Annotated in this window: 22 protein-coding genes; 9 read left to right on the top strand and 13 right to left on the bottom strand. The window is 67.5% G+C overall.

Annotated elements, in window-relative coordinates; genetic code table 11:
- Positions 1–48: 48 nt before the first annotated feature.
- Entirely contained in the window at positions 49–3,174 is a 3,126-nt protein-coding gene (locus KF745_13680; protein MBX3359465.1) for a proline dehydrogenase family protein, read from the bottom strand.
- Between the two features lie 146 nt (positions 3,175–3,320).
- On the opposite strand from KF745_13680, the gene KF745_13675 reads away from it, so the two are divergent.
- The 4 genes from KF745_13675 (at position 3,321) to KF745_13660 (ending at position 8,003) form a co-directional block, all read left to right on the top strand.
- Positions 3,321–4,271 carry a bifunctional riboflavin kinase/FMN adenylyltransferase gene (locus KF745_13675; GenBank protein MBX3359464.1) on the top strand — a complete coding sequence of 317 codons (951 nt, stop codon included), beginning with the start codon at positions 3,321–3,323 and terminating at the stop codon, positions 4,269–4,271.
- Positions 4,268–5,320, top strand: a complete 1,053-nt coding sequence (locus KF745_13670; GenBank protein ID MBX3359463.1) for a DHH family phosphoesterase — start codon at positions 4,268–4,270, stop codon at positions 5,318–5,320. Before KF745_13675 ends, KF745_13670 begins: the two co-directional genes overlap by 4 nt.
- The gene (locus KF745_13665) at positions 5,317–6,207 is read left to right on the top strand and encodes a hypothetical protein (protein ID MBX3359462.1); all 891 of its coding nucleotides are present in this window, start codon (positions 5,317–5,319) and stop codon (positions 6,205–6,207) included. Before KF745_13670 ends, KF745_13665 begins: the two co-directional genes overlap by 4 nt.
- A gap of 233 nt (positions 6,208–6,440) precedes the next feature.
- Complete coding sequence (locus tag KF745_13660; GenBank protein MBX3359461.1) at positions 6,441–8,003, top strand: arylsulfatase; 1,563 nt, start codon at positions 6,441–6,443, stop codon at positions 8,001–8,003.
- 110 nt (positions 8,004–8,113) lie between these two features.
- Here the strand turns inward: KF745_13660 and KF745_13655 are convergent, their stop codons facing one another.
- Entirely contained in the window at positions 8,114–9,055 is a 942-nt protein-coding gene (locus tag KF745_13655) for a prepilin-type N-terminal cleavage/methylation domain-containing protein (GenBank protein MBX3359460.1), read from the bottom strand.
- A gap of 94 nt (positions 9,056–9,149) precedes the next feature.
- On the opposite strand from KF745_13655, the gene KF745_13650 reads away from it, so the two are divergent.
- Positions 9,150–10,859, top strand: coding sequence for a hypothetical protein (locus tag KF745_13650; protein ID MBX3359459.1), 1,710 nt, complete (start codon positions 9,150–9,152; stop codon positions 10,857–10,859).
- Between the two features lie 93 nt (positions 10,860–10,952).
- Entirely contained in the window at positions 10,953–11,267 is a 315-nt protein-coding gene (locus KF745_13645; protein ID MBX3359458.1) for a hypothetical protein, read from the top strand.
- Positions 11,268–11,285: 18 nt separating this feature from the next.
- Here the strand turns inward: KF745_13645 and mnmA are convergent, their stop codons facing one another.
- The 4 genes from mnmA to KF745_13625 form a co-directional block, all read right to left on the bottom strand.
- Positions 11,286–12,491 carry a tRNA 2-thiouridine(34) synthase MnmA gene (gene mnmA, locus KF745_13640; protein ID MBX3359457.1) on the bottom strand — a complete coding sequence of 402 codons (1,206 nt, stop codon included), beginning with the start codon at positions 12,489–12,491 and terminating at the stop codon, positions 11,286–11,288.
- Between the two features lie 54 nt (positions 12,492–12,545).
- Entirely contained in the window at positions 12,546–13,634 is a 1,089-nt protein-coding gene (locus KF745_13635; protein ID MBX3359456.1) for a hypothetical protein, read from the bottom strand.
- Between the two features lie 106 nt (positions 13,635–13,740).
- Complete coding sequence (locus KF745_13630) at positions 13,741–14,661, bottom strand: hypothetical protein (GenBank protein ID MBX3359455.1); 921 nt, start codon at positions 14,659–14,661, stop codon at positions 13,741–13,743.
- A gap of 3 nt (positions 14,662–14,664) precedes the next feature.
- Positions 14,665–15,534: a phosphoribosylformylglycinamidine synthase subunit PurQ gene (locus KF745_13625; GenBank protein ID MBX3359454.1), complete on the bottom strand. Its 870-nt coding sequence runs from the start codon at positions 15,532–15,534 to the stop codon at positions 14,665–14,667.
- Positions 15,535–15,679: 145 nt separating this feature from the next.
- Between KF745_13625 and KF745_13620 the strand changes: the two genes are divergently transcribed.
- Entirely contained in the window at positions 15,680–16,651 is a 972-nt protein-coding gene (locus tag KF745_13620) for a hypothetical protein (GenBank protein MBX3359453.1), read from the top strand.
- Between the two features lie 21 nt (positions 16,652–16,672).
- On the opposite strand, the gene KF745_13615 is transcribed toward KF745_13620, so the two are convergent.
- Complete coding sequence (locus tag KF745_13615) at positions 16,673–17,347, bottom strand: hypothetical protein (protein ID MBX3359452.1); 675 nt, start codon at positions 17,345–17,347, stop codon at positions 16,673–16,675.
- A 167-nt stretch (positions 17,348–17,514) separates the two neighbouring features.
- On the bottom strand, positions 17,515–17,976 hold the full coding sequence (locus KF745_13610) for a hypothetical protein (protein ID MBX3359451.1): 462 nt from the start codon (positions 17,974–17,976) through the stop codon (positions 17,515–17,517).
- 381 nt (positions 17,977–18,357) lie between these two features.
- Here KF745_13610 and KF745_13605 point away from each other — a divergent pair, with 381 nt between their 5' ends.
- On the top strand, positions 18,358–19,062 hold the full coding sequence (locus KF745_13605) for a hypothetical protein (GenBank protein ID MBX3359450.1): 705 nt from the start codon (positions 18,358–18,360) through the stop codon (positions 19,060–19,062).
- Between the two features lie 31 nt (positions 19,063–19,093).
- Here KF745_13605 and KF745_13600 read toward each other — a convergent pair whose 3' ends face one another.
- From KF745_13600 to KF745_13590, 3 genes are all read right to left on the bottom strand, one after another.
- Positions 19,094–19,651 carry a transposase gene (locus KF745_13600; protein MBX3359449.1) on the bottom strand — a complete coding sequence of 186 codons (558 nt, stop codon included), beginning with the start codon at positions 19,649–19,651 and terminating at the stop codon, positions 19,094–19,096.
- 214 nt (positions 19,652–19,865) lie between these two features.
- The gene (locus tag KF745_13595; protein ID MBX3359448.1) at positions 19,866–20,033 is read right to left on the bottom strand and encodes a hypothetical protein; all 168 of its coding nucleotides are present in this window, start codon (positions 20,031–20,033) and stop codon (positions 19,866–19,868) included.
- A 197-nt stretch (positions 20,034–20,230) separates the two neighbouring features.
- Positions 20,231–20,641, bottom strand: coding sequence for a hypothetical protein (locus tag KF745_13590; protein MBX3359447.1), 411 nt, complete (start codon positions 20,639–20,641; stop codon positions 20,231–20,233).
- Between the two features lie 166 nt (positions 20,642–20,807).
- Here KF745_13590 and KF745_13585 point away from each other — a divergent pair, with 166 nt between their 5' ends.
- On the top strand, positions 20,808–21,755 hold the full coding sequence (locus tag KF745_13585) for a WD40 repeat domain-containing protein (protein MBX3359446.1): 948 nt from the start codon (positions 20,808–20,810) through the stop codon (positions 21,753–21,755).
- Between the two features lie 49 nt (positions 21,756–21,804).
- Here the strand turns inward: KF745_13585 and KF745_13580 are convergent, their stop codons facing one another.
- Together KF745_13580 and KF745_13575 are read right to left on the bottom strand one after the other, a co-directional pair.
- Positions 21,805–22,254: a DUF695 domain-containing protein gene (locus tag KF745_13580; protein MBX3359445.1), complete on the bottom strand. Its 450-nt coding sequence runs from the start codon at positions 22,252–22,254 to the stop codon at positions 21,805–21,807.
- The gene (locus KF745_13575) at positions 22,238–22,996 is read right to left on the bottom strand and encodes a hypothetical protein (protein MBX3359444.1); all 759 of its coding nucleotides are present in this window, start codon (positions 22,994–22,996) and stop codon (positions 22,238–22,240) included. The genes KF745_13580 and KF745_13575 overlap by 17 nt, the downstream gene beginning before the upstream one ends.
- Between the last annotated feature and the right edge of the window lie 21 nt (positions 22,997–23,017).

Here is a 23,017-nt window from a genome sequence, read left to right as displayed (position 1 = left end):
GCGACTCCGGTGCGTTCGATGCCGACCGGAAGATCCCGCGACGCGCGATCACAACTCTGGGGCAAACCCCCGCCTCAGCGTGTTCTCACAGCTTGCCCGCGGCTCCACGAACTGCAGCAGATAGTCGGCCCCGCCGGCCTTCGAGCCCACGCCGGACATCCCGAAGCCACCGAACGGCTGCCGGGCCACCAGTGCCCCGGTGATGCCCCGGTTGAGGTACAGGTTGCCGACGCGGAACTCACGCTTGGCCCGCTCCAGGTTGGAGGGCTTGCGCGAGAAGACGCCGCCCGTGAGCTTGTACGGCGATGCGTTCGCGATCTGCAACGCCGCCTCGAACGTCGGCGCGTGCATCACGGCGAGCACCGGGCCGAAGATCTCCTCGCGGGCGATCGTGTGCTCCGGGCGCACCATGGAGAAGATTGTCGGCGGAACATACCGGACGCGGGCCGCCGCGACCGCGGGTTTGTCCAGCGGGAGGGGCATCTCGAGTTCGAGCCGGCACCCCTCCTGCTTTGCCTTCTCCACAAATGATCGAATCCGGTTGGCGGCCTCCTCATCGATCACCGGGCCCACATCCGTGCCCGGCAGCATCGGATCGCCGATGACCAGCGCACGCGTCGCCTCCACCAGCCGGTGCACCAAGTGCCGGATCGCGGGCCCCTCCTCTCCCTCGGGGTCGACCACGATGAGCCGCGAGCACGCCGAGCACTTCTGACCCTGGAACCCGAACGCCGAGTGCCGGACACCCAGCACCGCCTCGTCCAGGTCGGCGGATGTATCGATGATGACGGCGTTCTTGCCCCCCATCTCAGCGATGACCTTCTTGACGTGCGCCGTGCCGGGATCCGACGACCGCATTCCCTCGGCCTGCGACACCGCGGCCCCCGCCGCGTTGATATCCAGCCCCACCGCCTTGGACCCCGTGAACGCCACCAGCGCCACACGGGGATCTCGCACCAGGGCCGCGCCGGTCGTCTCCCCCGGCGCCGGGCAGAACTGCAGCACCTCGGGCGAGCCGCCGCACTCCCGCACCGCCTCGCGGAGGATGTCGAACATCACCTTCGCGATCCCCGGCGTCTGTTCCGCTGGCTTCACGATCACCGTGTTCCCGGTCACCAGCGCCGCCGCCGTCATCCCCGTGCAGATCGCCAGCGGGAAGTTCCATGGAGAGATCACCACCGCGACGCCCCTCGCCTGGTACCACGTCTCGTCCAGTTCGCCGATGAACCTCCCCAGCCGCGACCGCGAGAACAACTGCGGCGCTGTGCGGGCGTAGTACTCGCAGAAGTCGATCGCCTCGCACGTGTCCGCATCCGCCTCCCGCCACGTCTTCCCCGACTCCTTGATCATGATCCCCGACAACTCATCCCGCCGCGCCCTCATCCGTTCCGCGGCGAGCACCAGCACGCGCGACCGCAGCAGCGCATCCGCATCCCGCCACGCGGGGAACGCCGCCGCCGCCCTGGCGACCATCTCACGAGCCTGCTCCGGCGTCCGGTCGTTGGCGACCGTGGGCACCGAGGCCCCGGCGATCGCGCGGCTGTAGGCCTCGCGCTGGTCCCGCCGCGAGAAGTCCCGCATCGACTCGTTGAAGAACGGCTTGGAGTCCCCGACCCCCGGGACCGCCGGTGAGAGGGCGTGGCGAACCGGGCTGATCCCGGCCGAGCGCCCTCCTCCCTCCAGGGAGATCCCGTCGCGGTCGCCGTCGGGCGAGCCCTCCTCGCCGTGCGGCGAGGCCAGCAGCCTCGCCGGATCGGCGTTGTCGAGGAACCCCGCCTTGAGCCACGACTCGTTGCTGGTGTTCTCCAGCAGGCGGCGGACGAGGTACGCCATCCCTGGGATCATCTCCCCGACGGGCACGTACTCGCGGATCCGCAGCCCCATCTCCGCCGCGGCGTACTTGAGCTGGTCTGCCATGCCGTGGAGCATCTGCAGTTCCAGTGCGGGCGCCGGCAGCCCCCGCCGCTCCAGCCCCTCTAGTGCGGCCGCGATGGACCGCACGTTGTGCGAGCCCAGCGCCAGTTTCACCCCGCCCGTGCCCGCGCTCCGCGGCGACGCATCCAGGAACCGGCTCGCCATCCGCTCGAAGCACGCATCCGTTTGCCGCTTGGTCGTCCAGACCGGGCAGGGCCAGCCCATCTGCTCGGCGTGGATCACCTGGTAGTCCCAGTACGCCCCCTTCACCAGCCGCACGGTCACCGTGTGCCCGGTGCGGGCGGCCCACTCGCTGATCCGTTCCGCATCCTCGTCGCCCGATCGCAGGTACGCCTGCATCGCCAACCCCAGGTGCATCCCCCCCGGCTTGCCCGCCCGGAACTGCTCGGCGCACCGCATGAACAGCTCGAGCGTGAGGTCCTTGAGCGAGTACTGCTCCATGTCGAAGTTGACGAACACGCCGTGCTTCGCGGCCGCTTCCAGGATCGGCGTCATCCGCCCCATGAGTTCGCGGATCGAACCCTCGGTATCGATCGGATCGCACCGGGCCGAGAGCGACGAGATCTTCACCGAGACATTCGTCCGCGGGATCGGCCCCAGGTGGTCCGACTCCAGCCGCGGGTTGGGCTTCCACACCGCGACCTGCCCGGGAAGGTTGTTCACCAGGTCCAGGTACTTGCGCTGGTAGGCGTCCGCCTCTTCCTCCGAGACACACGCCTCGCCCAGCAGGTCCACGCTGAACGCGATCCCGTCGCCCCAGAGTTCCTTGAGGTTCGGCAGCGCGCTCGCGGCGTCGGTCCCCGCGATGAACTTCGCCGCCATCCCCGCGATCTGCTTGGAGATCTGCCCCGCCGCCAGCCCTTTGGCAAACGCCCCCGCCTTGATCGCGGCGTCGATCACACCCGGCACTGTGACGCCCGGCTGCGACAGGTAGTCCTTGAGATGGTCGAACACATCGTCCGAGGTCCGCAGCATCGGGAACGCATCGACAAAGCGGAAGAGTTGGACCTTGAAGTTCGGATCCTTCATCGACCAGTTCATCAGCGCATCGGAATAGAACTTGGCGCTGAGCAGGCCGGAGGAGTGCGCCCGGGCGCGCCGCAACTTGTCCGTCCCGATCTCCAGGATCCTCGCCTCGCTCCCCGCCGGATCGGCGCGCGAGCCGGATCCGTTCGCGGCGACCTTCACGGGCGCGGGCTTCGACGGGGTGGCCTTGGACTTTCGGGCAAACAACGCCATGTGGTAACGCTCCGGCGCGGATGTTCGGGTGGCTCGCCCAAGTGTAACCCTGAGCAGCCACCGAGCCTCGCCCGTGACGTCCACGCCGCCGCCCGCGACGCGGCCGATCGACCTACCGTTGCCACTTGGCCTTTTGGGGATCAGCCGTGCCCTCGGTACTCACCATCGGAACCTTTGACGGCGTCCACCTCGGCCACCAGTCGCTCGCGCGCCGGGCCGGCGAACTGGCCCGCCAGGCGGGCGGCGCCGCCCGTGCCACCGCTATCGTCTTCGACCCCAACCCGGTGACCGTGCTCCGGCCCAGCGAGACCAAACCCCGGCTGTGCACATTCAACCAGAAGGCCGCGTGGCTGCACGAGGCCGGTGTCGATGACATCGTCCGCCTCGAGCCCACCCCCGCCCTGCTCGCCTGCTCGGCGGAAGAGTTCCTGCGGCGGACGATCGAGCAGTACGCGCCGATCGCGTTCGTTGAGGGCGAGGACTTCCGATTCGGCAAGGGCCGCGCCGGCGACATGGCCATGCTCCGTGCCGCGGGGACTACCTCCGGCTTCCGCGTCGAGGTCGTTGATCCGGTCGAGGTCGCGCTCTCCGACGACACCGCTGTGGTTGCTTCCAGCACCATGACCCGCTGGCTCGTCCACCACGGCCGAGTCCGCGACGCCGCACGGATGCTCGGCAGGCCCTACAGCATCCAGGGCTCCGTCGTCCACGGCGAGCGCCGCGGCCGCACCATCGGCTTCCCCACAGCCAACATCGACACCGACTGCATGCACCCCGCCGACGGCGTCTACGCGGGACGCGCCCGTCTCCCCGATGGCCGCGCCGTCCCCGCCGCGGTCTCCATCGGCAGCAAGCCGCACTTCGGCGGCGAATCCACCTGCGTCGAAGCCTACCTGATGATCGAGCCATCCGCCGACCGGCGCTGGTCCACGCTCCCCGGCCTGAGCGAATACCAGTGGCCCATCGAGTTGGAGTTCCTCGCCTGGATCCGCGACCAGGCCAAGTTCGAATCGCTCGAGACGCTGGTGGCCCAGATCACGCGAGACTGCGAGCGGGTACGCTCCATTGTGGCGTGCGAAATGGAGACGACCCCGTGACGACCAAGGGCGCACCATGGACCTCAACCACCGACAGCGCCGGCATGGCCTCGATCATCCGGTCGCGGCGCACCTGGGCGGTCGCGGCCCACGCCAAGCCCGACGGTGATGCCGCGGGAACGGTGCTCGCACTCGTACGGGCGATCAACCGCACCGGCGCCTCGGCCCAGGCGTGGCTGGTCGGGCCGCAGCCCCATTGGATCGATGAGATCATCGGATCAACGCCCGCCCGCAAGATCCGCCCGGGCGAGCCCTTCTCGCTCGCCGCCGGAGAGCCCGAGCCGGAAGGAATCGCGGTCGTCGACACCGGCTCCTGGTCGCAGCTCGCGGACCTGAAGGGCTTCCTTCAGCCTCGCGCCGACCGCACGATCTGCATCGACCACCACCTCCGCGGCGACGCCGACGTCGCCGCCGTCCGACTGATCGACACCTCCGCCGCCTCCGCAACCCAGGTCCTCGCCCCGGTCTGCCGCGAACTCCTCGCCGTCCCTTCAACCGCCGCGCTGCCGATCGATGTCGCCGAGGCGCTCTATCTCGGCTTGGCTACCGACACCGGCTGGTTCCGCCACCAGAGCGTCTCGCCCGCGGTGATGAGGCTCGCCGCGGACCTGCTCGAGGCCGGTGTCGACCACTGCCGCCTGTACCGCGTGATCGAGCAGCAGGAGCGCCCATCGCGCCTCCGGCTCCTCGCCCGCTCACTCGCTTCCCTCGATGTGGACGAGACCACCAGGACCGCGGTCATGGTCATTCGGCGAAAAGACTTCATCGATTCCGGCGCCGACCGCAACGATTCCACCGGCTTCGTCGAGATGCCGCTGACCCTCATGGGCGTGATGGTGTCCGTCGTCATCACAGAGGAAGCGCCCGGCGACGACGGCTCGCCCTGCTGCAAGATCAGTTTCCGGAGCAAGGCCGGACCCGGCGAGATTGATGTGAACCTCGTCGCCTCGGAACTCGGCGGCGGCGGGCACGCGCGGGCGTCGGGCGCCAAGGTCTCCATGAACGCCGAACATGCAAAGCGGGCGGTGCTCGCGGCGGTGAAGGGGTGAAGCCGCGCGACGGTCCTCGAGGCAGAACCCCGGGCGATCGCCCCGGTCACGGTCTCCCTATCGGTTCTTCACGCCCCCCCGAGGCCCGCCGCGGCAGGCCCCCGGAAAAGCCCCCGCTCCGCATCCTCACCACCACGCTCTGGGAATACCCGAGCCAGCACTACGACTCGTGGGTCAGTGACGAAGGCAAGATCGTCCGCAGCACATCTGCCGCGCCGAAGGGGCCCGGCGCGATGCAGGGCGACAAGGCCTACGTCGGCGCCACACCGTCGTGGATCATCTGGCAGGTGCTCACCCGCTACACCCGCAAGAACGACCTCGTCGTCGACCCGATGTGCGGCTCGGGCACCACCCTCGATGTGGCCCGCGACCTCAACCGTCGCGCCGTCGGCTACGACCTGGCGCCGAGCCGGCCGGACATCCTCCGCGCCGATGCCCGCTCGCTCCCGCTCGAAGACTCGACCGCCGATTTCCTCTTCGTCGACCCCCCCTACTCCACGCACGTCGACTACTCCGACGACCCCGCCTGCATCGGCAAGCTCGACGCCGCCCCCGATGCCCCCGACAGCGGCGCCGCCTATTACCAGGCCATGGCCGCCGTCATCGGCGAAGCTCACCGCGTGCTCAAGCCCCGGCGCTACATGGCCCTCTACGTCTCCGACTCCTGGCGCAAACGCCGCGGCGCAGCGGGCGAGGGCGGCGGGGTCTTCATGCCCATCGGGTTCGAGCTCTTCTCTCTCCTCCGCCGATTCATGAAGCCCGTCGACCTGATCGCCGTCGTACGCCAGAACGAGAAACTCTCCCGCGGCAACTGGCACAAGGCCGCCAAGGAGCAGAACTTCTTCCTCCGCGGCTTTAACTACCTGATGATCTTTAAGAAGCAGTAAGACACGCCCGAGTCCCGCGGCGCCATGAAGCGCGGCGAAACCAGACCCGTCGATCTCTTGGCGGTTGAGGCACGGCCTCCAACGAAGTACTATGCGTTCGTGACGGCTCCATGCGAGCCGGATTCCCTTGCAAGCCGCGTCCTCCTGGCGATGCGATCCCGATCCGCTCGTCCGTGCTTCATCGTTCGATTGTTTGATTGCTCCAACAAGAAAGGCGGCCCACCATGCCTCGCATGCTGACCATCCTGCCGGCGGCAGTTCTCCTGCTGCTCATGGCCTCGATCGCCAGTGCCCAGAAGACGCCGACCAAGCCCAACATCCTCGTCATTTGGGGCGACGACATCGGCATCTGGAACATCAGTCACAACAGCCGCGGCATGATGGGATACCAGACGCCCAATATCGACCGCGTCGCGAAGGAGGGCCTCGCCTTCACCGACTACTACGGCCAGCAGTCCTGCACCGCCGGCCGCGCTGCCTTCATCAGCGGCTCGGTGCCCGTCCGCAGCGGCATGACCAAGGTCGGGCTCCCCAGCGCCAAGGAGGGATGGCAGAAGACGGACGTCACCATGGCGACCGTCCTCAAGTCCCAGGGCTACGCCACCGGTCAGTTCGGCAAGAACCACCAGGGCGACCGCGATGAGCACCTGCCCACCATGCACGGCTTCGACGAGTTCCTCGGCAACCTCTACCACCTCAACGCCGAGGAGGAGCCGGAGAACGAGGACTACCCCGGCGACATGGTCCTGGCCAACGGCAAGACCTTCAAGGAGGTCTACGGCCCGCGCGGCGTCCTCCACTGCTGGGCCGACGGCAAGGGCGGCCAGAAGATCGAGGACACCGGCCCGCTGACCAGGAAGCGAATGGAAACGATCGACGACGAGACCGTCGCCGCCGCCAAGGACTTCATCACCCGCAAGGTCAAGGCCGGCGAGCCCTTCTTCTGCTGGTGGAACGGCACCCGCATGCACTTCCGCACGCACGTCCGGCCCGAGCACCGCCACAAGGGCAACGACGAGTACACCGACGGCATGATCGAGCACGACCTCAACGTCGGCGAGCTGCTCAAGCTCCTCGACGACCTGGGCATCGCCGACAACACCATCGTGATGTACTCCACCGACAACGGCCCCCACTACAACACCTGGCCCGACGCCGGCATGACTCCCTTCCGCAGCGAGAAGAACAGCAACTGGGAGGGCGCCTACCGCGTCCCCGCCTTCGTCCGCTGGCCGGGGAAGTTCCCCGCCGGCGTCACCCTCACCGGCGTCCTCGCCCACGAGGACTGGCTCCCCACCTTCGCCGCCGCCGCCGGCGCGCCGGACATCAAGGAGAAGCTCGCGGCCGGCGTTGACCTCAACGGCCGCCACTACCGCAACTACATCGACGGCTACAACATGCTCCCCTACCTCACCGGGCAGGCGAAGGAGTCACCCCGCCACGAGTTCATGTACGTCAACGACGACGGCCAGATCGTCGCCATCCGCTACGACGCCTGGAAGGCCGTCTTCCTCGAAAACCGCGGTGTCGGGTTCGGCGTGTGGCGTGAGCCGTTCACCGAGCTGCGCGTCCCCCTGCTCTTCAACCTCCGCCGCGATCCCTTCGAGAAGGCCCAGCACAGCGCCAACGTCTACGACGACTGGTTCCTCAGCCGCGTGTTCGTTCTCGCGCCGATGCAGCAGTTCGCGGGCAAGTTCCTCATGACCATGAAGGACTACCCGCCCAGCCAGACCCCCGGCTCGTTCAACCTCGAGAAGATCCAGAAGCAGATCGAATCGGGAATGGGCGGGCACTGATCCTCGCCCAACCGCCTCACGAATCACACCTCCCGCGTCGCGCCGGCCCCAACGCCGCCGCGACGCCTTTTTCTTGTATCGACCGCTCCCACTCCCGCCCGCGACGCGCCCTACGGCAGGTAATACTCCGTGATCGTCTGCCCCTTGTACGTCGTCGGCCGGTCGCGATACGGCGACACCTGCCGGAAGTTCGTCGGCGGCGAGTCGTACGAATCCAGGTACATCCGGATCAGCGCCGGGGTCGCGGCGACAAACCGCGCATGACCATCCGCGAAACTGACGTTGTAGCCGTCCTTGCCGTGGTTGTTCCACGGGTCCGGCCAGTTGTTGATCCCGTCCGGCCGGCCGATGATCGGCGACAGCGACTGGTCGTTGTCGTTGTCGATCGTCAGCGTGCACCGATCCGGGAACGTGACCGTCGCGTGCGTCTTGAGCACGTTCTGCGTCGCCATCGTCTGGATGTCCGGCGCCTCCCGCGCCGACCACCCCAGTTGCCTCCCCACGCTCCCCCGGTCCGCCCCCCACGTGATCGTCCCGTCCAGCCACTTCCCCGGCGAGAACCACGCCCGCACCTCGTACGAGTGCCCCCCGCCCCCCACCCCACCTCCCGCCCCGCTCCCGCCGTCATCATCCCGATCACGCGCCGACCAGTACGTGTCCCGCAGAAAGTCCCGCCCGTACGTCCCCTCGATGTCCTCGCCCGAATCCGTGCTCAGCATCAGCCCCGGCCGGATCCGGTTCCGCGTCGAGGGGCAGATGAACGACTTGAGGTCCGAGACATACTCCGGGTAGAACCACCCCAGGTTGTCCTCCCAGTCGAAGAACGTCGGGATGAACACCCCCGCCTTGGTGTCGTTCGCGTACGCCGCCCCCGCCATCGCGAACTGCCGCTGGTTGGAGGCGCAGATCGCCCGCCTCCCCGTCTCCCGCGCCGACGACAGCGCCGGTAGCAGCAACCCCACCAGCAAGGCGATGATCACGATCACCACCAGCAGTTCGATGAGCGTAAACCCTCGAAATGGCCGCGGAACTCGTGGAATAGGACGCGCCATGAGGACTGCCCGGAACAACACCCCTCCAGCCTACTTCCCTCGGGGCTGGAGGGCAACGGATCATGTGGTACGCTGGTGGACAAGGAGATCGGCCATGGCCCACGCACGAACCCTTCGACCCGCCGCATCACTCGCCGTCGGCGCCGCCGCCATCGCCGCGGCCGCGGGCCTCGCCGCCGCACAGCCCAGCGTGTCGGTCAACCTCGCCGGCATCAGCGTCCCTTCCACCGGGACCAGCCCTCCCGACGTCGTCCGCACCAGCGGCGCCGCGACCATCTCCGCCGCCCCCGGCTACAAGTACACCTTCAACCCAACGATACAGGGCACCGGCCTCCTGGGTGCGGTCTTCATCCCCAGCCCCAAGCCCCTCGGCGATGTCCTCAACGATTTCAACCCGGGGATGTACCGCGTCGTCTACGGCGCGATGCGCAACCCCCCCGGCACCGTCCCCACCCAGGTCTACTTCGAGCCCGTCGGCGGCACCTTCTCCGGCCTCACGCTGAGCCTCACCCTCGCCCTCGACATCCTCGCCGACCGCACCGGCCGCGCCGGGATCCGCAACATCACCAAGCCCGTCTTCGTCGGCCTCAACGTCACCGCCGGCGCCGCCACCATGGAAGCGTGGACCCCGCCCGCCCCGGTCACCACCGAGTGGCACTTCGACGGCAACCTCTCGAGCGTCAAGGAAACAGGCGAGTTCCCCGCATCCGGCCCCTCCAAGATCCGCTATCTCGACGATCCCGCCTTCGGCCCCATCCTCGGCGGCCCCGGCCAGGAAACCCAGTACCCCAACCCGGCGACCCCCACCGGCGTCACGCAGGCCCAGTCCTCCTTCGGGACCACCGCCACCTTCGGCCTCCCCGCGATCAACGGCCGCACCGCCACCGTCTACAAGACCAGCCCCACCCGCAACCTCGCCGACCCCGGCAACCGCGCCAAATCTCGCGGCCTCGGCCTCGCCATGTGGCCCAACACCCGCGACTTCTGGCCCGACGACAAGCTCGCCTCCTGGACCCTCATCATGGACCTCTACATCCCCGCGGCCGCGTGGTCCGCCGAGTACCCCCTCGCCCTCTTCGACAACAACCACAACAACGACGCCTCCGCCGACGCCTTCATCCGCCAGGTCGCCGGCCAGACCAGCATCGGCTACACCCCCCAGCCCGGCGACTTCATCCAGACCAGCGCCATCGGGCCTGACCAGTGGATGCGCCTCGCCATCTCCGCGGATTCCTACCGAATCGGCACCAGCCGCATCTTCGTCAACGGCCAGTTCATCGGCGAAAGCGACGGCGGCTGGGTCTACAACTCCACCAAGTCCACCGACCCGAGGTACGCCGACGTCTCCAGCACCCAGCCCCTCGGCACCGCCGTCCCCCCGGCAACGTGGTCCAACTGGGGCAGTTTCCCCAACCCTTGGGTCCTCGCCCCCAACGCCGCCAACCCCGCCCCCATGGGCTCCACCGTCTGCCTCTTCGCCGACCTCCAGGGCCGCGGCGAGAGCGTCTACATCGCCAACCTCCTCTTCACCGACGACGCCATGACCGATTCCCAGATCGCCGCCCTCGCCGGCCCCGACGCCCGCGGCATCGCCTTCATCCCCGCCACCACCTGCCCCGCCGACGCCGACGGCAACGGCGCCTTCGAGCCCACCGACATCGCCGTCTTCATCTCCACCTGGCTCGGTAGCCTCAACGCCGGCACCCTCGCCGGCGACTTCGACGGCAACGGCGCGGTGGAGCCCGCCGACATCGCCACCTTCATCGGAGCATGGCTCGCTGGCGTCCAGACCGGCGGGTGCTGATACAGCCACCCCCCCCCTCCCACTCAACAAACCGGGCCTGTCTAGCCCATGATCCGCCCTCTGCGCCGCAGCACAGAATGCTCGCCTACACATATGACTGCTGACGAACGACAGAACGCGACATCACACAACAGAAATGATAGACCAACGACGCGAAACCAGAGCCTGTTTGATTTCTTTGCCGATAGCTTTGGCGACGGCATTCGACACTCTGGCATTATCTTTGGTGCCATAGCATTCTTCGCAACTCGATTTGTATGGTCGAGCATCGGCATTGGCGGCGCGATTGTCGTTGGAATTATCGTGTGGATTCCATTCTGGGCGCTTGGCCGGATGTCGGACAACGCGACAGACAAGGCATCTGATTGGTGGTGGCTTCGTCGGAAGAAGCAAACTGGCGGACGTTGACTTCAGCCACACCCGCGATCATCCCCCAGCCCGCGCCGCCCCAATCCACCCTCCCCCAATCACACACTCCGGCTGATCCGCCTCGTACAGCACGATCGCCTGCCCCGGCGCCACCGCCGACTGCGGCTCATCAAACTCCACCTCGAACGCCCCTACCCGTCCCGACGGCGTCGCCCCCGCCGCATCCTCCACCACCCGGAACCGCGCCGCCACCGGCTCCGCGTTGTACCGGAACTTCGCGAAACACCCGCCCCACGCCCCGTCCCGCGGCAGCCCCTCGCGCGGCGCCAGCCAGTTCGCCTCCAGCGCCGTGCACCCCGCGGCCAGCAGCCGCTCCCGCGGGCCAACCGTAATCGTGTTCGCCGCCGCATCCTTCTCGATCACGTACACCGCCTCGCCCCCCGCCGCGGCCACACCCACCCCGCGCCGCTGCCCGATCGTGTACCGGTGCTGCCCCAGGTGGTACCCGATCTTCCGCCCCGTCTCATCCACAATGTCCCCACGCTTCGCGCTCCCCGGCCGGCGAGTCTCCACCAGGTCGGCGTAACTCGCCGTGCTGACAAAGCAGATCTCCTGCGAGTCCGGCTTGTCGAACACCGGTAGCCCGAACTCCTTCGCAAGATCCCGCACCTGGGGCTTGTAATATCCGCCGATCGGAAGTAAAGTATGCCCCAGTTGGCCGTGCGGCATGCCGAACAACACGTACGACTGGTCCTTGGTGTGGTCGATGGCACGGAGGAGGCGGGGGACATGCGGGGCCTGGGGGAGTGGACCGATCCGCGCGTAGTGGCCCGAGGCGACAAAGTCCGCCCCGATCTGCCTCGCGTACTCGTGCAACTTGCCGAACTTGAGCCAGTCGTTGCACCGCACGCACGGGTTCGGCGTCCGCCCCGCAACGTACTCATCCACGAAGTAGTCGATGATCCGCCCGAAGTCCTTCTTGAAGTTACAGACGTAGAACGGCACGCCCAGTTCCGCGGCGACCAGCCGCGCATCCGCCGCATCATTGATCGAGCAACACCCCTGGTGCCCGATCTTCGGCCCCTTCGCCTCGCACGCGCCGGGCTGATCCTGAACCATCTCGTCGAGCGTCTCCCCCGGCGAGCCCAGCCGCATGAAGCAGCCGACCACGTCGTACCCGTCCCGCTTCAACAGCGCGGCCGCGACCGACGAATCAACGCCGCCGGACATGGCAACCAGCACCTTGGGCTTCGCGGTGGACACGCGGCAAGTGTAGGGTTTCGCCACCGCGCCCAGCAGCCGCCCACACCCGCCAGCTCACCCGCTCATCGGGAACCGCACCGGCGGCTTGTCATCCGGCCGCGTGTACTTCTTGCGGCCCACGCCCGAACGACCGGCGGGCTTGAGCGGACCGCTCGAGAGCGGCGCCGAGTCGTGGTCCGCCGCGCGGGGAAGGGCCGATCCGATGTTGGCGTACGGGTCAGGATCCGGCACCACCGCCGGCCGGTTCCGCTCTGCTTCGGCGAACCGGTCCAGGAACCGCTGCTCCCGCGCCGCGCTCGTATCGTGGTTGGTCACCGCCCACCGGCCGATCTGGTAGAAGCGGAACAGCGTCACCACCAGCACGCCCTGCGGGATCACGACAAAGATCGCAAAGAGCACGATGTAGACCAGCGCCTCAGGAGCCGACGGCGAGCCGATGATGCCCACCAGGCCCGGCAGGCCGTTGCTCACCGTGGCTGGGCCGAGGAAGCACGAGATCGGCCCGGCGATCGACAGCGTCCGCAGCGCATAGAACGACCACGAATCCCTCGCCCAGTAACTGAGGTTGTTCAGTTGCAGGCAGACCGGGAGCATCCCCGCCGCGGCCACCAGCAGCGCGATCGACGCCAGCACCGAGAGGATGTCCACCGAGATCGGAGCCCGCGACCCCAGCGCCGCGATGGCCGCGAGCGCCGCGAAGAGCGGCCAGAACGCCTGCGTGATCCGCGCCGAGAGACGGATCGCCACCCACTCCGTCGCCGGGTTGGCCTCCATGCTCGGCATGACCGGTCGTGGTCGCGTGACCACGACCACCCCCAGCCACCACGCCACCGCCGCGGCGGCCAGCGGGAACGACCCGAGCGGCGACGCCGACTTCCCGGCGATGAACAGCGAGACGATCATCCCCACGTACCCGAAGAACATGAGCGCCCCGCCGAGCCGGAGCAGCGTCAGGTACTCAAGCGGCGCCTCGACCACGTGCTCGTTGAACGCGCCCTTGGACTTCTGGTAGATCGGCCGCCCGCACTCCGGGCACGGCTGGTTGGTGCGCAGCCCGATCAGGTTGTACCCGCAGCCGACACAGGCGCGATCTTCCGTGACGTACACAGCCGGCCGATTCAAGGTGCGGGGATCGATGGGCATGTCACATCCTTGTACGGCTATCCGCCCCCGCCGGCTGCACAACCCACCCCCTCCCCCACCGGCACGCACCCTGCCGCCACGCCCGAGGCCGTTGCGGCAACGCGACTTACGGCCCCTCGACACCCGCCGATGCAAGGAACCCGGCGGACGTTGCCTTGACATCTCTCAGCGCCACCCGGACATGGTTCAGCAGCAGGATGTACATGACAATCCAGACGAGCCACGCGACGATGAGAACGATGGCCGGGCACAAGATCGCCGGACCAAGCAATGCCCCGATGAGCATCGCCGGAATGGCTCCAACGGTGATGATCGAGCCCGACAGCATGATGTTCTCCGCCCGCTTGGCCAGCACGTACGACGGGATGCGGCGGGCGATCGTCCGGATGTGGACCATCGAGGCGAAGAACTTCACGATCCACGCGATCCAGCTCAGGACCGCAGCGCCGATAGCCAGCAGCCCCAGCATCAGGCCGGCGCCAGACCCCGCCGACCCGCCGCGGACAATCGGGGTCACCGCCCCTGTCCATCCGGCGCCGATCGTCGTCAACACCAGCCCGACGCCGATGATGACGACCGTGATGCGGAGCGTCTTCCTCGCGGCCCCGCCGCCGAGCGAATCGCCGTGCCGCGGGTCCGGCGTGCTCAGCTGCCACCAGCCGTAGAGCCCGACGCCGGAAACCACGCATTGGACCATCGCAAAGAGCAGATCCCCGACGCTGAATACAGGTGTGACGATGCCCGCACTGAGCATGGCCGCCGCGAAGCTGAGCACGAGCATTCCGATGTACAGCAGCGGCGCCATGAAGACCAGCACCGCTCCAGCATGGATCCGCGCGAGGAACTCGGGGTTGGCGTAGCACAGCAGCACGCCGCGGCGTGAATAGTCCGCCAGAATGCCGCATTCGGGACAGCGGCCGTTGGAGGGGATCCCGGCCAGGGAGTAGCCGCACTTCACGCAGTCCAGGTTGGCCGGGGGCGACAACGTTGGAGGCTGCGTCGGCGGCGAGATCGGGGGTGTCGTCACGGATCAGACTCGCGCGGGTGCGACGGTTTCGACGGCGGCGCGGAACATCATCAGGCCGGGAGTGTCGCCGCGGCGGTCGGACTCCTCGAGGCGGGTCCAGAAGGGGTGGCGGTTCCAGTCGAGGTACCGCTCGGGGTGCGGCATGAGGCCGAAGATGCGGCCCGAGGCGTCGCAGATGCCCGCGACTCCGCCGGCGCTGCCCGACGAACCGTTGGGGTTGTCGGTGCCGCCCTCCCACGAGGCATATCGGAGGGCGACCTGGTGGTTCGACTCGATCGCATCGAGTTCCGCCGGGGAGTGGGTGACGAACCGCCCCTCGCCGTGGGCGATCGGCAGGCGGAGCAATCGCTCGGCGCGGGCGGGGTCGGCGCGGAAGGCGTCGACGAGCGGGCGGGTCCAGATGCAGGGCGACTTGGGGTTGGGGTCGACGCGGACCCAGCGATCGACAAAGCCGCTGCCACCGGCGGGGAGGACGTTGTGCGCCAGGGCGCAGGTCTGCACGGGCGGGGCCTCGGGCCACGTGGAGGCGGGCGGCATCGGGCCGGGGAGGAGGCCGACCTGGACGAGAACCTGGAAGCCGTTGCACGCGCCGATCATGGGGGCGTGGCGCTCCGCCGCCGCGCGCAGGGCGGGGTAGAGACGCTCGCGGAGACGCACCGCGAAGAGGCGGCCGGAGGCGATGTCGTCGCCGTAGGAGAAGCCGCCGGGAAAGCCGAAGAGGTCGAAGTCGTCGAGGCGCTGGGGCTCGGCGGTGAGGCGGTCGAGGTGGACCAGATCGACGCGGGCGCCGGCGAGTTCGAAGGCGCGGACCATCTCGGAATCGCAGTTGGTGCCGGCGGCGCGGATGACCAGGGCTCGGGGGGAGGAGGGCATGATCGAGGATAGGGGTCGGCCGGGGGGCGGGAGGGGGGGCTGCCGCGGGCGGCCGGGATTCCATATGATGATGACAGCAAGGCGGGGGCGAGGCAGGCGGGGCTGGGGTGCCGGGATTGGCGAACACCGACCAGGAGCAGTGAACATGCGAACGATCCTTCGTACCGCGATCTGTCGTGCCGCGATCTGTGGTGTGGTTGCCGGGGTGTGGTGCAGCGCGGCCGCGGCGCAGCAGCCCACGGTGGATCTCTCGAAGTTGCCGGCGGAGATCAAGACGCTCACCTGGCAGACCGTCGACCTGAGCACGGTGAGCGAACTGGAGCGGATCCGGGCGCTGATGTTCACCAACGACGTGCTCGACGAACTGGGCGCGCAGACCGTGACCGAGGCGGACCTGATGAGCGGGTACATCCAGGCGAGCGGGCTTGGGGAGGCGTTCGCGGGGTTCAAAGCCGTGCCGGATCCGGCGCCGCTGACGATGGACAACGCGCTGCAGATCAGCGTGGCGCTGCTGCGCGGGCCGATGGCGGGGTCGTCGTACGCGACGGCGCTGGCGGATGTCCCGAAGGATGAGCTGGGGGCGTACCTGCAGTTGTACACCTCGAGTTGCCAGCGGCAGTGGGCGACGATGGGGGACAACCGGCTGCGGGTGCGGGCGATGTCGCAGTTCCTGGAGGCGAAGGGGAAGGTGTCGGACTACCAGGCGTGGGTGCCGGGGGAGTTGAAACTGCAGGCCGAGCAGCAGAAGGCGGCCGAGGCTCAGCAGGCGGCGGCGCTGGCGGCCAAAGAGGCGCAGCAGCAGGAGAAGCAGATCCAGGAGCAGAAGCAGCAACTGCAGCAACAGGCCCAGCAGCAGCAGGAAGCGATGCAGCAGATGCAGCAGTCGATGTGCGCAGCGCAGCAGCACCTGACGGCCGCGCAGCAGGCGCAGGCGAACGCGACGGCGATGGCGGAGAACACCGTGTACCCGAACTGGTACTACGGGGGACTGGGGTACGCGGCGCTGCCGTGGTACTACCACAACTGGTACCACAACGGGGCGTATCTCGGGGCGGCCCAGGCGCGTACCGATGCGCGGTTCTCCGGGTGGCACGGGGGCGGCGGGTTCCGGCGGTAGTCGCGGCGGACCGAGCAGACATCACGGCCCGGCTGAGCACGGGGTCGGGGGCGGCAAGCGCCGCCCATCGTGGCCAGTGCGCGCGGCGGGGCTGAGTTGGGGGAGCGAGATTCGGGAGGGCGCGGTGGTGTGGGCTGTGGCGGGATGCGGTGCGCGCGAGGGGGTCGGCGGGGGCGAGAGTGGATCTGGAGGAGCGGTTGGCGGGTAGGGCGCGATGGATTGGGAGGATGGGGCAGGGGTGGGCGTGCGTGTTGGGGATGGTGCGTGAGCTGGGCGCGGGGTGGAGGTGGAGTGTCGCGGGCCTGGGGTGAAGTTGGCGAGGCGAAGCAGGAGGGCGGCGGCGCGGCGGGCGGTTTCGCGGGAGCGGCGGCGGAGTTCTAACCCTCGCTGGTCGCCGGCGCGGACGGGGAAGTGGGCTTCGTCTGAGTTGTGCTCGTCGATGGAGCGGCCCAGCGCGATGGTGGCCGCGGGGAGGAAGTTGGAGGCGACGATGCGGGTGCGGCGGGCGATGGTGGATTCGATCTGGTCCAGCCGTTCAGCGATCTCGGGCTCGGCGAACCAGAGGACGAGGGCCTCGACGGTGGTGTTGTGGAGGTCGGCGACGTCGCGGAGGGTGAGTGTGGGGTCGGTGACGGAATCGAGGATCTTCGCCGCGAGGTCGGGGGAGGGGTTGAAGGAGGAGGGGAGATTGAGCATGACCAGGGCAGGATACGGGTTTTTGACGGTGTGTCAATAGGGTTTTGATAGGAATGCAAAAATTGGCTCAAGTGGTGACGTGGTGGGGAGTTGCGCTCGGGCTTGCGGGGGCGGAGGGTTGCTGGCGCAGAAGGAACCATGCTGGTCCCTTTGGGATGGGCCGAGCGCTACGAACAGATCCGGCTGGTGACGCTGACCGCTTCCTGTTCCATTGCGGATGCGGAGTAGCCGACCGTCATGCACTCCAGAAGGTACTGGCGGAGGAACTCGCGAAACCCGCCCAAGCGCTCGTACTGCAGCGTGTGAACGAGTTCGTGGACCACCAGGCGGCGATCGCCCCATGCATCGCGGTGCACGAAGATCCCGTAGCGCAGGCACAATCCCGTCGTTGCCGGGGTCAGGAACTGGAGAGCGTCAGCCGCGGCGAGCAGCGACGGGTCATCGGGCTGCGGGATGCGGTCGACGTTCAGAAGCCGGATGCGTTCGGGCCGCGCGATACCGATCCTCGCGGCATCAGCCGACTGGCTTGGAGAAAGCGGGACGCCGTGGCAAAGGGCGACTTCCTCCTGGCGTTCTGCCCAGGCACAAGCGAGGGGAAAGAGTACCTCGAACTGTTGGGGCGTGAACATCGGGAGAGACAGTATGAACGACCGAGCATGATGTGTGGACGCGGACAGTCGGCGCGGATGCAGAGGGAACCATGCTGGTTCCCTCTGCGACTCCCTCCGGCGGGGAGAGGCGCGGTGCCTTGGGGGGTGCCGCTGGGCAGACGAACAGGGGGACGTGGCACGGCTGGGGGAAGCTTGGTGCCACCAGGAGGATGCGTCTGGCAGACTATCCGTGACGGGTAGGCGTGCCACCGACTCACTCGCTTTGGAGTTAGTCGGTGCCGGAGGGCAGGACGCACCGACTAAACCGCAGAGCCGGTTGAGTCGGTGGCACGGCGTCAGTGCTACCTGCCGGGTCATACCCACCTACTCTAGTGTGGTGAACTAAAGGAAGGGACTCCGATGAATAAGATTAACTCCTTCGCTGTGGAACTGGATATCGTTCTCAACGATCTGATCCAGCTGCAATCCGATCACGAGCTGTGGTGCGGACTCAACAGCAACCTTCTTGTCAATCCGCACGCTGGAGAGCCCGGAGAGGCGATGGAGTTCATCACGCGATCACACTTCATCGCCTTCGGAATGGGTCTCCGACGCCAAGTCGATCGCGATTCTCGCAGCATTTGCTTGGCATCGCTAATCTCTCGCGTCGCGAGGCGGGACGTCATCTTTCGACGTTCAGATTATGTCCAGAGATACGTCGCAGCCTACCCGGAGCATGCTGCCGAATGGGAGGCGTTGGGCGATGAGGACTTCTCCCGTCTTGCTGCGGACTGCACAGCCCAGATTTATCCGCCTGTTAGGGCATTGCGCCACCTGGAATGGCTTAACGAGCGGGCGGAACCGCTGCGAAACCATATCAACAGCCGGGTCGCGCACAGGAGCCGACGCGACTCGGGACGACCCCACATTCGCTATCACCAGCGTCTCCTCTGGGCGATGCAGCAAATATGGGAGCATTATTGCATGCTCTCGACCGGCGCAGCGCACCACTTCGAGACAGGCTTGCTTGGCGACGATTGGCGCCGCGCGTTCGAACGCGCGTGGATGCCGCGGCCGGTGGCACCAACTGACCGTGCGTTGCCGAACACAGGATGCACCGACTAAACCGCAGAGCCGATTGAGTCGGTGGCACGGCTCATCTGAAGCCCATCCAGCGGGCCCAGGAGTCGGGGCGGCCGGGCGGCGGATCGCATGGGAGTTCGTCGCCGCGATGGCCCATCCACCAGTGGACGCTCGACCAAGTCCAGAGTTCAGGCGCCGTCACGAGGCCACGCTCCACAGGATTGCGATGGATGTAGCGGACTTCCCTGCAGAACTCGGCGGCGTCGCGGACGTTGCGGTCAAAGCCGCCGCCTTTCTGCCAGAAGCGAGGGGTGCCGCGGCCGTCGTCGATATTGGTGAGCAACCTGTTGGCTCCCAGATCACGCCAACGGCGGATCGCCGCTTTGGCGACGGCGAGTTTGATCGACTTGAGTGGGCGGTCCAGCGGGGTGTCTTGGTGCGGCCGGATGAGCAAATGAACATGCTCGGGCATGAGCACCCATGCGAAGAGTTCGAAGCCGTGCGAGGTTCGTGCCTGAGCGATCGAATCGACCATGATGCGGCGGATGGACGGATTGGAGAGCAGCGGGAGCCGTCGCTGACAGGAGAACGTGATGAAGCGGACGCCGCCGGGGAGTTCGAACCGCTTCATCCTCTTTCGAGTTGGTTGAGACGGGTCCACCGGGGGGCAGATTAATAGGGACGGGTAGGGAGTGCCACCGAGTCAGTCGCCATGGAGTCAGTCGGTGGGGATGAAGGGCAGGAGCACCGACTAAACCGCAGAGCCGGTTGAGTCGGTGGCACGACCTTGGTGATCGGTTCGCGGCCTTGGTCCAATCCCCCCTCCCCCGCCTCCCGCGGCAGCGCTAGCCGATCTGGAAGAGTTCCTGCGCGTGCTGGCTGTCGTCCTCGTCGTTGAGCAGGCGGTCCATTACCCGGTACCAATGGAGTTCGCCGCATTGGAGGCAACCGACCACGCCGCCAAGCAGCAGCGATGCGTCGGCAAGCAGTGCGACGTGGTCGGAGTCGTTCAATTCGATGGTCCCTCGAAGGCAGGACGGAAGACCCGGGCCCTCCGCCATTCGGCGATGGCGCCCGGCTCGACAGTACTGGCGGCGCGATCGTCGGTGGCGCTCGATGCCGAGCGGGTTTGATCTGGCCGTCCATGTGGGGAGGGGCGGGGGCTGGGGACGGCCCGGCTCGGAGAGCCGGGCCACCTAGGGGAGGGGGGCTACTTCAGGCGGAGGAGTTTGCCTTTGCGCTTCACGAGGTTCTTGTAGTCCCACTGGATGTCGATCGACTTCGCGAGCCAGCGTTTGAGGTCTTTGGCGGAGATGTCCTTCGCCGCGGTGTAGCGGGCGTCGGCGGATTTGAACTTGGTGTCGGGCGGGGCGGCGGCGAGGCCGGGCTCATCGAAGGACTGGCCGCTCCAGAAGAGCAGGCGCACGCTGTCCTTGAGTTTGCTGTAGCCGACGATCGGGTTGCCGTCGATGAACCAGACGGGGTGGCGGTGCCAGATCTTGCACTCGGCGCCGGCGGGCTTCAGGCCGACGTCGATGGCCTTGGCGAGCGTGTCGCAGATGCGCTTGTCGGCGGCGGATTGGGCGGCGTTGTACGACTTGATGTCCTCTGAGATTGGCATGCGAGGAGGTTAGACGGCCGGCCGCGCCCGAGGCAATGGCTTTCGTGTAGACTGCTCACGGAGAGAGATTGCCCGGCCCCACGCCCGCTCCATGCGGCAGGGGTCAACGCTTTTCGGTGTGTGCCGTGCGCTTGACCGCCGCGGGTGTCGGGCCAAGGAGAGAGAGATGAAGCAGATCAACACCCTGCGGCGGCTGTGCATTGGCGTCTTCGCGGGCTCGGTGGCGGGCCTGCTCGCAGGCGTCCCCGCGAGCGCGGCGGTCGGCGACCTGTACGTGACCGAAGAAGGCCCCGGCAACGTGTGGCAGTTCAACGGCGTCACGGGGGCGTCCATGGGGTTCTTCAACGCCGCGCCGCTCACCGGGAACATCATGGCCATCCACACCGGCGGCGCGGTGGGCGATGTGCTCGTGGGCTCGGCCTTCGGCGGCGCGGGCGTGCGCCGGCTGGATCGCAACACGGGTGCGGTCGTGCAGACGTACAACGCCGGCGGCGGCTGGCAGTGGGCGGGCGTGTGGCGGCCGGGGACGAACACGGTCCTCATCGGCGACATGAGCACCGACGACATCCGCGAGTACGACGCCGACACCGGCGCGTACCTGGGCACGTTCGCCACGGGCGTGAACGAGCCCTCGGACATGGTCTTCGGCCCCAACGGCAATCTCTTCGTGTGCTCGTACGCCGTGGGCGCGGGCGTGTACGAGATCGACGGGGTCACGGGGGCGGTGCTGAACCAGTGGGGCCTGGGGATGGGCCACACCAACGACATCGTGTTCATGCCCGATGGACGCCGCATCGTCACGGCGATGGGCGACAACATGGCCCACGTCTTCGACAGCAGTTGGAACCCGATCACGACATTCGCGGGGACGGGGTGGGGCCGCATCCACGGCATCGCGCTCAGCCCGCACGATGGGCGGATCTACGCGGTGGACGGCCTGACCACGAACGTGCACTCGTTCGACCCGGTGACCTACGCGGAGATCGACGCCAGCTTCAGTTCGACGAACACCAAGCCGGTGGACCTGGAGTTCCGCCCGGCGATCCCCGCGCCGGGCGCGGCGGGGGTGTTGGGGCTTGGGGTGGTGGCGGTGCTTCGGCGGCGGCGGCGCTGATTGTGTGTGGGTGTGAGACGGTGCTGCCGGAGGACACGCGGGCACTGCATCATGGCACCAGACCGGTGAACACCTTCCACTTTGGATCGTGTTGGCACACCGCCTGCACGATCAGGCCCTCGGTGCGCTGCCTCAGGCCTTCGATCGCGGTCATTGCGGCGACGTGATCTCTCGTGTACAGCACGAACTCCCGCATCCTCGGCATGGTGATAACGGCCACCAGGATGGCCAGCCGTCCGTCCGACAGGGATCGCATCAGGTCGTCTTCGAACGCCTCGAGTTGCTCCACGGTCGGCTCACTTGGCGCCCCGTCGTCGATCAGCCGCGGGATCGCGACGCCGACCTGATATTGGTAGTTCGGGTGTCCTATCAGTTTCCGCGTCCACTCGTTGTATCGGAGCAGGGTCCGGCCGGACTCGTCCTCGGCCTCTGCGAGGGCCCATGCGTTGCCAGGATCTTCGGATGGATCGGGAACTCGCTTCTTATTGAATGGCCACATAGGTGGTCAAGGTACCAAACCACACTGCGGGCCGCATGCCCCGGTCGAGGTGTCGATCAGTCGCCGCCGGGAGGGCGCCGCATTCGGGGCATTCGCCGCGGGGGAGGTTGTGCAGGGGGTAACCGCAGGTCTCGCAGCGAGAGCGTCGGCGTCGCCATGCGCGGCGGAGTGCGCCGGGGCCGAAGGTGGCGAGGGCGAAGAACGCGGACCAGAAGCACATGTCGGCGAGGAGGCCGGGCCAGATCGGGCCGAGGGGCAGAGAGACATAAGTGCTGCTCGCCACTCTCAGGATCCACCGGTTGTGTTCGGACGGCCAGTAGTTCCCATCATCACCCCTGCTGTAGAGAACGGCCCAGAATGCGGCTCGCCAGGGCCAGCCGGATGCGGTGGTCGTCGTCCAACCGTCAGACGCTTCTGGTGGCCACAGGACCCATGGCGGCGAGTCATCTCGGACGACGTCCGCCTGATTCAATCTCAAGTTGGGCACGAGCCAGAGGCTCCATTCCTCAATAAAGCACAAACTCATCACCGTGCCCGCGACTCCGCGCCTGGTGTTCCCGACACCCTGCGAGTTGGCGCTGAGTATTCGATCTGCGCGATAGCCAGGCTGATTGCTCTCCCGAATCGCTGTGTACACCTCCGGTCCCCAGGCTGTCGCGAGCGTCGCGAGGGCGCCCGCCGCGAGGGAGGTCAGCGCGGCGATGAGGCGGCGGCGGGGTGAGGGGGAGCGGGGTGGGGGCATTGGCGTCAGAATACCTCCGTC

This window comes from Phycisphaeraceae bacterium (assembly GCA_019636655.1).
Classification (GTDB): Bacteria; Planctomycetota; Phycisphaerae; order Phycisphaerales; family UBA1924; genus JAHBXB01.
Note: the sequence above shows the minus strand (reverse complement) of the source record. Positions and strands in the feature narration are given on the sequence as shown.